13 protein-coding genes are annotated in these 9,164 nt (G+C 54.5%); 3 read left to right on the top strand and 10 right to left on the bottom strand.

Features of this window, described 5'->3' with window-relative positions:
* Positions 1 to 816: DUF3604 domain-containing protein (locus Q0N43_RS11330; RefSeq protein WP_295446427.1), on the top strand; the 816-nt coding region annotated here is incomplete at its 5' end.
* 9 nt (positions 817 to 825) lie between these two features.
* Here Q0N43_RS11330 and Q0N43_RS11325 read toward each other — a convergent pair.
* The 10 genes from Q0N43_RS11325 to Q0N43_RS11280 all read right to left on the bottom strand — a co-directional run bounded on the left by Q0N43_RS11325 (position 826) and on the right by Q0N43_RS11280 (position 7,327).
* On the bottom strand, positions 826 to 1,314 hold the full coding sequence (locus Q0N43_RS11325) for an MmcB family DNA repair protein (RefSeq protein WP_295446425.1): 489 nt from the start codon (positions 1,312 to 1,314) through the stop codon (positions 826 to 828).
* Between the two features lie 77 nt (positions 1,315 to 1,391).
* On the bottom strand, positions 1,392 to 2,105 hold the full coding sequence (locus tag Q0N43_RS11320; protein WP_295446423.1) for a cell wall hydrolase: 714 nt from the start codon (positions 2,103 to 2,105) through the stop codon (positions 1,392 to 1,394).
* 167 nt (positions 2,106 to 2,272) lie between these two features.
* Entirely contained in the window at positions 2,273 to 2,614 is a 342-nt protein-coding gene (locus Q0N43_RS11315) for a DUF1491 family protein (RefSeq protein WP_295446421.1), read from the bottom strand.
* Complete coding sequence (locus Q0N43_RS11310; protein WP_295446419.1) at positions 2,611 to 3,078, bottom strand: PTS sugar transporter subunit IIA; 468 nt, start codon at positions 3,076 to 3,078, stop codon at positions 2,611 to 2,613. The genes Q0N43_RS11315 and Q0N43_RS11310 overlap by 4 nt, the downstream gene beginning before the upstream one ends.
* Before the next feature lie 88 nt (positions 3,079 to 3,166).
* The gene (gene raiA, locus Q0N43_RS11305; protein ID WP_295446417.1) at positions 3,167 to 3,742 is read right to left on the bottom strand and encodes a ribosome-associated translation inhibitor RaiA; all 576 of its coding nucleotides are present in this window, start codon (positions 3,740 to 3,742) and stop codon (positions 3,167 to 3,169) included.
* A gap of 17 nt (positions 3,743 to 3,759) precedes the next feature.
* Complete coding sequence (dnaQ, locus tag Q0N43_RS11300; protein ID WP_295446415.1) at positions 3,760 to 4,467, bottom strand: DNA polymerase III subunit epsilon; 708 nt, start codon at positions 4,465 to 4,467, stop codon at positions 3,760 to 3,762.
* Between the two features lie 31 nt (positions 4,468 to 4,498).
* Positions 4,499 to 5,098 (bottom strand): dephospho-CoA kinase, encoded by a 600-nt coding sequence (coaE, locus tag Q0N43_RS11295; protein ID WP_295446413.1) that lies wholly within the window; start codon positions 5,096 to 5,098, stop codon positions 4,499 to 4,501.
* On the bottom strand, positions 5,095 to 5,904 hold the full coding sequence (aroE, locus tag Q0N43_RS11290; RefSeq protein WP_295446411.1) for a shikimate dehydrogenase: 810 nt from the start codon (positions 5,902 to 5,904) through the stop codon (positions 5,095 to 5,097). Before aroE ends, coaE begins: the two co-directional genes overlap by 4 nt.
* Entirely contained in the window at positions 5,901 to 6,497 is a 597-nt protein-coding gene (locus Q0N43_RS11285; RefSeq protein WP_295446409.1) for a Maf family protein, read from the bottom strand. The genes aroE and Q0N43_RS11285 overlap by 4 nt, the downstream gene beginning before the upstream one ends.
* Positions 6,494 to 7,327: a pyruvate, water dikinase regulatory protein gene (locus tag Q0N43_RS11280; protein ID WP_295446406.1), complete on the bottom strand. Its 834-nt coding sequence runs from the start codon at positions 7,325 to 7,327 to the stop codon at positions 6,494 to 6,496. The genes Q0N43_RS11285 and Q0N43_RS11280 overlap by 4 nt, the downstream gene beginning before the upstream one ends.
* Positions 7,328 to 7,629: 302 nt before the next feature.
* On the opposite strand from Q0N43_RS11280, the gene hemE reads away from it, so the two are divergent.
* Both hemE and Q0N43_RS11270 read left to right on the top strand, forming a co-directional pair.
* Positions 7,630 to 8,661: a uroporphyrinogen decarboxylase gene (gene hemE / locus Q0N43_RS11275; RefSeq protein ID WP_295446404.1), complete on the top strand. Its 1,032-nt coding sequence runs from the start codon at positions 7,630 to 7,632 to the stop codon at positions 8,659 to 8,661.
* An 18-nt stretch (positions 8,662 to 8,679) separates the two neighbouring features.
* The gene (locus Q0N43_RS11270; RefSeq protein WP_295446403.1) at positions 8,680 to 9,123 is read left to right on the top strand and encodes a CopD family protein; all 444 of its coding nucleotides are present in this window, start codon (positions 8,680 to 8,682) and stop codon (positions 9,121 to 9,123) included.
* The last annotated feature ends 41 nt before the right edge of the window (positions 9,124 to 9,164 follow it).

Here is a 9,164-nt window from a genome sequence, read left to right as displayed (position 1 = left end):
TTCGGCGTCATCGGGTCGACCGATAGCCATACGGGACTTGCAACGGGTGATGAAAACAATTTCTTTGGCAAGCACTCGGGCGGCGAGCCTAACGCCAACCGTGCTTCGCAGGCCCAAAATCTAGGTACCCGGAAAGGGCGTATTGGTTGGCACTATCTTGCAGGCGGATATGCAGCCGTTTGGGCGACCGCCAATACGCGCGCAGCCATCTTCGACGCAATGATGCGACGCGAGGTGTACGCCACAACTGGCCCGCGCATGACATTGCGCTTCTTTGGTGGCTGGGATTATGACGACACGCTGTTTGCAGGCGACTGGGTAAAGGCTGGTTACGCAAAAGGCGTCCCCATGGGCGCGGATCTTAAACCCGGCAATGGTGCGCCCAAATTCATGATTTCGGCATTGAAAGACCCGATGGGCGCCAATCTCGACCGTGTTCAGGTCGTCAAGGGATGGGTGAACGCATCAGGCGTGCTGCAAGAAAAGGTCTTTGACGTTGTATGGGGCGACGCAGACAAAAGGCCAAAGGGCGCGAATGGCAAAGTACCTGCCGTGGGCGACACTGTTAACATCGCCAAAGCCAGCTATACCAACAGTATAGGCGACCCCGAATTGCGCGCGGTGTGGACTGACCCCGAATTCAACCGCAACGTCCGTGCGTTCTATTATGTTCGCGTAATCGAAATTCCGACACCGCGCTGGGTGCTGTTTGATGCCTTGCGTTATGGGGCAAAGCTGCTGCCGGGTACGGAGCTAAAGGCGCGGGAGCGGGCCTATTCTTCACCGATTTGGTATAACCCCAAAAAAGCAAGCTAGGGTCAGGACCTATTCGAATTCAAATCCGGATAGCGCGGACTCAGGGTCAGCGATCCCCATCAAGCGGCGCATGGCCAACCGCGCAAGCCGCTGCGTTTCGGTTTTACGGCGTGCGGGGGCGAGCGACACTAACCCTGCCGGCCGCGCAATTTCCGCGTCATAGGCGTCGGCAATAATCAACCCGGCGCGTTCGGGCATGAATGCGACGCTTTGTAGCGGGACAATGTCAAACCCAGCGGGCACCGCCCAGAAAAAACGGTCACAATATTCGAGATATTCCGGCCATTTCTGATCCCCCAAAAGATCGGCGCGCGAACATTTGATCTCGACGATGATAATCTCGCCTTTATTGCTGAGGCCCATAAGATCAGCGCGCCGATTATTGCGCAGGCTGACCTCGGGCTGCACCACAATCTGGTTGCGCAAGAACAACCGCAAAACGCCGCGTGCTACCGCAGCCGCACCGAAAATTGACGAAGAACTAAGGGTCTGATTCATCATATACTTTTAGAACGAAAGAGGAACAAAATAAAGGCCCCTTATGGGGCCCTTATCGTTCATTCCGGTCGATACAATCAGCGGTAGAAGATATGATTATCTATGCTGCCAATCCGCGTCAGACGCCATCCTGGCGAAACATGTCGGGCATGGAAGAACAATGCGCCTTCCACTGGGCTTTTCCAGCTGTTTTCCAGCGCAATGTTGCTAATCGCGACGGCATTGCGCCAATGCATGCTGTCGGTTTGGATCGACGGCAAGCTTGCGCCGCGAACGAAGGAAAACTGACCTTTTTGGAGGACGACGCCGCATAATGTGCTGGGAAAGCGACCCGAATTGGCGCGGGCCAGAACTACGCGGGCGACCGCCAATTGGCCAGCGAGCGACTCGCCCTTGGCTTCGAAATAGACCGCGCTGGCAAGGCACCGCTCTTCGTTGCTTAAACTGTCATCAACAGCTTGCGTGCGCACGAGGTCCGTGAGCGAAGACGCGATTGCCGCATCTGCATCATTATCATTGGGATTTAGGAGCGATTTCGGCGTAACGCCGTTGCTTGGAACATGGATAATGTCGCCATTTTCGGCGATGATTGCCGTCACTTTGCCGCTTTTCGCCAGATCCAACTGCGCCTGTTCGGCGGCGATTTGCGTAGGGTCAAGGATGGCGGTATTGGCGCTTAACTGTGCGCGTTGGTTATTCCCAATAGCAGCCCCGGAATCGGCGGCAATGACTGAGGAAACCAGGGTACAAGATACGGCTACCAAAGAGGCAGCCCGAAAAAATTTCAACATGCAACATACATTAAAGCGGCGGCACCAGCAGACGAAACTGTATTAGTTTATCATTGTTCGTCTTTTGTTGCATCCGACTCGCGTGTTTGTCTGGGCACCTCATTTGTGCCCGATACAACAACCTTCGCTACTCGATGGAAGCGCATCTATGGCGCAGCGCAGCAAAGTCAAATAAACATGGCCAATAGTCCGTCCAACCGTGCACCGGACGCGACATCTAGTTCAAAAACCCACAAATCTGGGTCACGCGCGCATCGTTTTTGCCAATAATCCTGCACCGCGACCACGCCGGGCTCTTTCAAATCCACCGTCTGCCAAGCGGTCTGGCCGCCCAATGAGGGATAGCATTCGTATAATTTGGGGTCTGCGCCACGCACCTGGCCGATCAGCAATATCGCACCGGACACCGCATCGCCCTTTTTCAGAACGGTTGCGAAGTCACCTTCGGCTTCGACCATGCGCTTGATTGCGGAGATAAGAACACCGCTGGCAAGCCGCGGCTCAATCAAGCGGCGTCACGCTCTTCAGACAAGGTCAGCACCGCAAACATCGCCGAAGCATCGGCGGCGCCACGCAATTGCGCGCGGAATTTCTCATCGCGAAACAGGCGTGAAACCTCTGCCAATGCACGCAAATGCGATGCACCGTCCTGCGCCGGTGAAACAAGTGCGCAGATCAGATCGACAGGCTCGTCGTCGACAGCACCATATGGCACAGGCTTTGAAAGCCGGACAAACACGGCCACGGGCATGTCGATACCCGACACTTTGCAGTGCGGTATCGCTGTTCCGCCACCAAAACCCGTTGGCCCAAGTCGCTCGCGCTCGATCATGCCATCCAGAACAGCATCGGCGTCGACAAAATAATTTTCAGCCGCGATAGCCGATAACTGCGCCAGCAAGTCGGATTTGCCCGAGCATAGCATGTCAGCAGCAACGGCTCCCTCAACGAGGCTGGTAGAAAATCTAATCATATTTTGTTCAAAAGCGCCCGGTGCGACCGGTAGCGCAATCCCTAAATACTTGAAATAATATCGAAAATTTATTCACGTCGGCCGAGGTTTAAGGTGTCGATTTTGGTTCAACCCACCCGATCGTGCCGTCTTCGCGGCGGTAAACCATATTATGTCGCCCAGTTCCAGTGTTTTTGAATAACAAGGCTGGAGTATTGCGTAAATCCATCAACATAACCGCATCAGAAACCGTCGATTCGGGAATATCTACACGCATCTCAGCAACAATTACGGGCGCATCAGGCAGTGGCATTTCTTCGTTGCCATCGCCTGCATCAAATACGGTATATGCGGCCTCTTCTTGCGCCATCGCATATGCGGTTTGCACGTGCCGGTCCTGCAGTCGGCGCATGTACCGGCGCAATTGTTTCTCTATGCGTTCTGCAGCGCGGTCAAAAGCAACATGCGCATCTTGCGCTTCGCCGCGACCTTTCAGCACCAGGCCCTGCATCACATGCATCACAATATCGCTGGTAAAGCCGTCATGCGGCGCGCGGCCAAAGGTTGCGTGTGACGACAATGCTTTAGCGAAATATTTTTCGGCAATGGAACCAAGTCGTGTTTCCACGTGGGTTTGGAGCGCTGCACCGGTGTCGACCTGATGTCCTGAAACCCTGATGTCCAATGCCTATCTCCTTTGTGTTAAAGCGTTGACCCCGGCTGGAGCCAAAGCGCGTCTTTAATCTTTCCAACAAATTCGGCGTGGCGCGCCAATTCCTCCGCTGAGGCAGAATGCGCGCGCGCTGGCCGAAATGTTTTCGTTGTTTGAACGCTGTTACCGTCCATTTGGCCTATCATTTTATCAGATTTAGCATCGTCAGCGAGGCCAAGACCAATTTGCCGACCGCCAGTCAGTTCGATGTACAGCTGTGCCAGCAGTTCAGCATCCAACAGCGCGCCATGCTTGACGCGGTGGCTTCGGTCGATGCCATAACGGGTGCACAAAGCGTCCAACGACAGCTTCGCTCCGGGATTTTTAACCCGTGCCAGCGCCACAGTGTCAACCATACGGTCCATCGACACGGGCGGGCGACCGCAATGCTGCAATTCATGATTGAGAAAGCCAAAATCAAAGCTGGCATTATGCGCAACAAGTAGACTGTCGCCTAAAAATTCCAGCAGCTCATCGGCCTTTTCGCCAAAAGCAGGTTTGTCAGACAGGAAACGGTCCGACAGGCCGTGCACATTTTCGGCAGCCGCGGGCATCGGGCGCTGCGGATTAAAATAGGCATGGTAATGCTTACCCGTCATCACCCGGCTGACCATTTCGATGCAGCCAATTTCGACCATGCGATCCCCAGTTGCAGGGTCAAAGCCGGTCGTTTCCGTATCGAATATAATTTCACGCATTCTGAGAATAGATGTGAGCCTGTTTATAGGCTTATGCAAGTCCCGCCCGCAGCATTTTTATAAGAGCGCGCACATCAGCCCGCGTTTCATGGATATCCTTGCCAGTATCAATCACATGGTCGGCGCGCGCGCGCTTGTCGGCATCGTTCATTTGTAACGCCAAAATATGTTCGAACTTGTCTGGAGTCATATTGGGCCGAGCGAGCACGCGTTCGCGTTGAACCGGGGCAGGTGCACTTACAACGACGACCGTATCGACCCCAGCCTGCCCGCGCTTTTCAAACAATAAGGGAATGTCGAACAATATCATGTCCGCGTCTTGATGCGATGTCAGAAACGCCTTTCGGCGTTCGGCGACGGCGGGATGAATAATCGATTCCAACAGTGCCAACCGGTCGCGGTCGCCAAAAACAGCAGCGCCCAGCGCTTGACGGTCGACGCCATCTACGCCGGTCGTTCCGGGAAAGGCCAATTCAATTGCGGGCACAAGCGTACCGCCCGCTTTTTGCAAATCATGCACCGCGGCATCGGCATCAAAAACCGGGACACCCTCGTCCGCAAACATCACCGCTACAGCCGATTTTCCCATGCCGATTGAGCCTGTCAGGCCAATGATCATCGGCTTTTTCATTTCAACAACATTGCCCGCAATGCATCCTCACCGTCTTCGGGCGGGGCAACGCCGAAAAACAATTCAAACGCGATTGCCGCCTGCCCCACCAGCATTTCAAGGCCATCAACCGTTTCCAACTCGCGCACGCGTGCCGCTTTTAACAAGGGCGTCTCTATCGGCGCGTAAACAAGGTCATAGACAATGGCATGTTCGGGCAAGGGTGAAAGGTCAATCTCAAGCGTTTCCTGCCCGACCATACCCAAGGGGCTTGCGTTCACCAACAACGCTGCATCCGGCAAACGCGCATCAAACCCAATCACTTTGCCTTTCAACCCGAAATGCGCGAGCAAGCCTGCTGCCTTCAAAGCATTGCGCGCAACCAAAACGACTTCGCCAATATCCGCCTGCGCCAAGGCGAAGAGCACGGCCCGCGCCGCGCCGCCTGCACCAATGACGACAGCGGTCTCACCCGCAATGGGGATATCAGCAATTGGGCCATAAAAACCGCCACCGTCCGTATTGGTCGCGACAAGCGCGCCGGCATCATTGCGAAACACGGTGTTAATCGCGCCGATAGAGCTACGCACATCGCCGGGGTCAGCCACAAAATCGAGGGCCGCAATCTTATGCGGTATCGTGATGTTGCACCCACGCCACGCGGCATCGGCTGCGCGCTCGGCAAAGTAACGCTCCAGATCATCTGGCAGCACCGCATGCGCCCGATAATGACGGACCAACCCCAATTGCTGAAGCCAAAAATTGTGAATCAACGGTGATTTGGAATGCGATATCGGGTGCCCGATGACTTCGGCATATATTGTCATGTTGGTAAAAGGCCCCTTGTGCGTAGATAATCAAGCAGCGGAAGCAATGGCATTCCGATAATCGTGAACTGGCTACCGCTGACGCTCGCGAACAATTGCGCGCCCTCGGCTTCAATCCGATAGCAGCCAACGCAGTGGCGGATTTCATCCCAATAGGTTTCGACATAATCATCGATATATTGCGGACTTAAGTTGCGCATCGTCAACTGCGCGGTGTCGATTATGCGCCAAACAGGTTCGCCTTGCTCACAGATAACGGCCGCGCTGATGAGCCGATGCACCTTGCCCGAGAGCCGCGCCAAATGCGCGCGCGCATCATCAGGTGTTTGGGGTTTGTCAAAAATGTATCCGTCGGGACCAACGCAAATTTGGTCGCATCCTAACACCATCGCGGTTGGCATTTTGCGGGAAATTTTGCGCGCCTTTGCCTCTGCTAAGGCATCGGCAATATCGCGCGGTTTTGCGCCAGCTTCGGCCAGTGATGCTTTGATGCTTTGTTCATCGACCAAAGCTGGAACCGCTTTTACCGATACCCCTGCCGCGCTCAACATCGCGATCCGTCCGGCGCTTTGTGATGCAAGGACAAGTGTCATGAATCACCCACTTGCGCTAGCTCGCGCTCATTGAACAAATTGATAATCGCAGCGGCACTTTCCTCGATTGACCGGCGCGTCACGTCCAATACGGGCCAGCCATTGTCCGCAAACATCCGCCGCGCATGGGCCACTTCTGCACGGACCTTGTCCTCATTAACATAATCAGTGTCGGGCGACTGGTTCAAGGACAGCAAACGATTGCGGCGCACCTGAATCAAACGATCCGCGCTGGTGACAAGGCCAATGACCATCGGGTGCTTGAGTTGAAACAATATCGGTGGTGGTGGCGATTCCGGCACAATCGGGATATTCGCGGTCTTATATCCTCGGTTGGCGAGGTAAATGCTCGTGGGCGTTTTTGAGGTCCGCGATACCCCCGCCAACACAATATCGGCCTCTTCCCAATTTTGCGCGTTAATGCCGTCGTCATGGGCGATCGTGAACTGAATGGCTTCAACACGCGCGAAATAAGCGGCGTCCATAACATGTTGCCGACCTGGACGCGCTTTCGCCTCTTGGCCCAACATGTTCGACATTGCATCACTGACCGCATCGAGCGCCGCAACCGCAGGCAAACCCAAAGCCCGGCATCGCGTTTCCAATTTGCGCCGTGTATCGCGGTTCACCAAAGTGAACAGCACCAGTCCGGGATTAGCGGCCACATCGGTCAATATCCGGTCCAAATGGCTTTCCGAACGCACCATGGGCCAGAAATGCTTGACCACATCCTCTGCACCGTCAAACTGCGCCAAGGCCGCCTTGGCGATGTTTTCCAAGGTTTCACCGGTGGAGTCGGACAATAAATGTAAATGAAAGCGCTGGCTCATGACGGACAGTCTTGTTGGCAGGCTGGGGATAAATCAAGGGACAAGTTTTGCGTCGCACATTCTTGCCCACTACCCCGAATTCACCGCTGGATTCGGACACAGGCTGTCCACAGGCACATTCCGTCATGCACAGGCTGTGGATAATGGGGAATAAATTTGCGAATCTTGGGCCGCCCGTTTGTTCGCGCGCGTCAAGATGTTGGCAATATCCGCAAAAGCTTTTAAGGCCGCAGCTATCAACAGCGCATCATCTTTCATCATCCTTTTTATAAATATATATTTTGATTGGACCTCTCGTTTCTATGTCTGCGCAAAGCCCTAAAAAACTGCTGAACGTCCTGCGAGGCAACCAAGAGGCTATCCCGCCGATATGGCTCATGCGCCAAGCGGGTCGTTATCTGCCCGAATATCGCGCATTGCGTGCGGAAAAAGGTGGTTTTCTGGCGCTCGCTTATGACAGCGACGCAGCCTGCGAAATCACTTTGCAGCCTATCCGGCGCTTTGGGTTTGACGGCGCGATCCTGTTTTCCGACATTCTCGTGGTTCCACATGCCATGGGTCAGGACCTTTGGTTCGAAACGGGCGAAGGTCCTCGGCTCGCGCCGCGCTTAGCGGAATCGCGGCTTGAAGATTTCGTCCCAGCACCGCAGCGGCTTGCTCCCGTTATTGATACGGTGCGCAAGGTGTCGGCGGAGCTTCCGTCTGAAACAACCTTCCTGGGCTTCGCTGGAAGCCCGTGGACAGTCGCTACCTACATGGTCCATGGTCAGGGTAGCAAAGACCAAGCAGAGGCCCGCAGAATGGCGCATGCGGAGCCTGAGCGCTTTGGCGCGCTCATCGACGCAATTATTTCGGCAACCGTCGATTATTTGGGTGATCAGATTGATGCCGGCGTTGATGCCGTGCAATTGTTCGACAGCTGGGCTGGGTCATTATCGCCTGCGCAATTTGAAAAATGGGTCATTGCACCCAATGCCGAAATCGTCCGTCGGTTAAAGGCGCGCAATCCGAATGCAATTGTGATTGGCTTTCCCAAAGGCGCGGGCGGAAAGCTTGCGGCTTATGCCGAAAGGACGGGCGTGGATGCGCTGGGTCTGGACGAGACTGTCGATCCGCATTGGGCGAACCGCGAATTGCGCAAGGGTCTTCCTGTGCAAGGCAATCTTGACCCGCTGGCGTTGATTGCGGGCGGCGATGTTTTGAAGGACGCCGTTGAGAATATCCTCAGCGCGTATGAAGACCGGCCACATATCTTCAATCTCGGGCATGGCATATTGCCGGACACCCCAATCGAAAATGTTGAACTGCTTCTTAATCTGGTCCGCAAGGCTTAGCCCATAAAGGCCGTTTTTATGACGGAAACTCTATCTGTGTTGTATATCTGGCTGAAATCCGCTCACATTATTTTTGTCATTTTCTGGATGGCGGGATTGTTCATGATCCCGCGCTTCTTTGTCTATCATCAGGAAAGCGCTGAAGGATCAGAAGAGGCTGCCAAATGGGTGGACCGCGAATCCAAGCTGATCAAAATCATCCTCAATCCCTCGATCATTGTGGTCTGGGTTTTGGGACTCGTTTTGGCGTGGAATATTGGTGCTATGGCGCAGGGTTGGTTCCATGCCAAACTGCTGTTTGTGTTAGGATTGTCGGCGTATCATGGTTGGACCGTCGGCTACGCCAAGAAACTGGCGCGCGGCGAACGGCAGCTTACCGGCAAGCAACTGCGGCTGTTTAATGAGGTGCCAGGCATTGCATCAGCGATCATCGTGATATTGGTCGTTGCCAAACCGTTTTAACGGCTTTTTACAGGCTTTTTTTGAGAAGAGTTGACGTTGCG

This window comes from Sphingorhabdus sp. EL138, from assembly GCF_945882965.1.
GTDB lineage: Bacteria > Pseudomonadota > Alphaproteobacteria > Sphingomonadales > Sphingomonadaceae > Sphingorhabdus_B.
The sequence above is the reverse complement of the archived record's forward strand: the minus strand, read 5'-3'. Positions and strand labels throughout refer to the sequence as shown.

What these genes read in the sequence shown, in the direction of transcription:
- hemE (WP_295446404.1), top strand. Translation starts at nt 7,630, where the DNA reads ATGTCTGCGCAAAGCCCTAAAAAACTGCTGAACGTCCTGCGAGGCAAC.
- Q0N43_RS11310 (WP_295446419.1), bottom strand. Translation starts at nt 3,078, where the DNA reads ATGATTAGATTTTCTACCAGCCTCGTTGAGGGAGCCGTTGCTGCTGAC.
- Q0N43_RS11280 (WP_295446406.1), bottom strand. Translation starts at nt 7,327, where the DNA reads ATGAGCCAGCGCTTTCATTTACATTTATTGTCCGACTCCACCGGTGAA.
- aroE (WP_295446411.1), bottom strand. Translation starts at nt 5,904, where the DNA reads ATGACAATATATGCCGAAGTCATCGGGCACCCGATATCGCATTCCAAA.
- dnaQ (WP_295446415.1), bottom strand. Translation starts at nt 4,467, where the DNA reads ATGCGTGAAATTATATTCGATACGGAAACGACCGGCTTTGACCCTGCA.
- Q0N43_RS11285 (WP_295446409.1), bottom strand. Translation starts at nt 6,497, where the DNA reads ATGACACTTGTCCTTGCATCACAAAGCGCCGGACGGATCGCGATGTTG.
- Q0N43_RS11270 (WP_295446403.1), top strand. Translation starts at nt 8,680, where the DNA reads ATGACGGAAACTCTATCTGTGTTGTATATCTGGCTGAAATCCGCTCAC.
- coaE (WP_295446413.1), bottom strand. Translation starts at nt 5,098, where the DNA reads ATGAAAAAGCCGATGATCATTGGCCTGACAGGCTCAATCGGCATGGGA.
- Q0N43_RS11320 (WP_295446423.1), bottom strand. Translation starts at nt 2,105, where the DNA reads ATGTTGAAATTTTTTCGGGCTGCCTCTTTGGTAGCCGTATCTTGTACC.
- Q0N43_RS11325 (WP_295446425.1), bottom strand. Translation starts at nt 1,314, where the DNA reads ATGAATCAGACCCTTAGTTCTTCGTCAATTTTCGGTGCGGCTGCGGTA.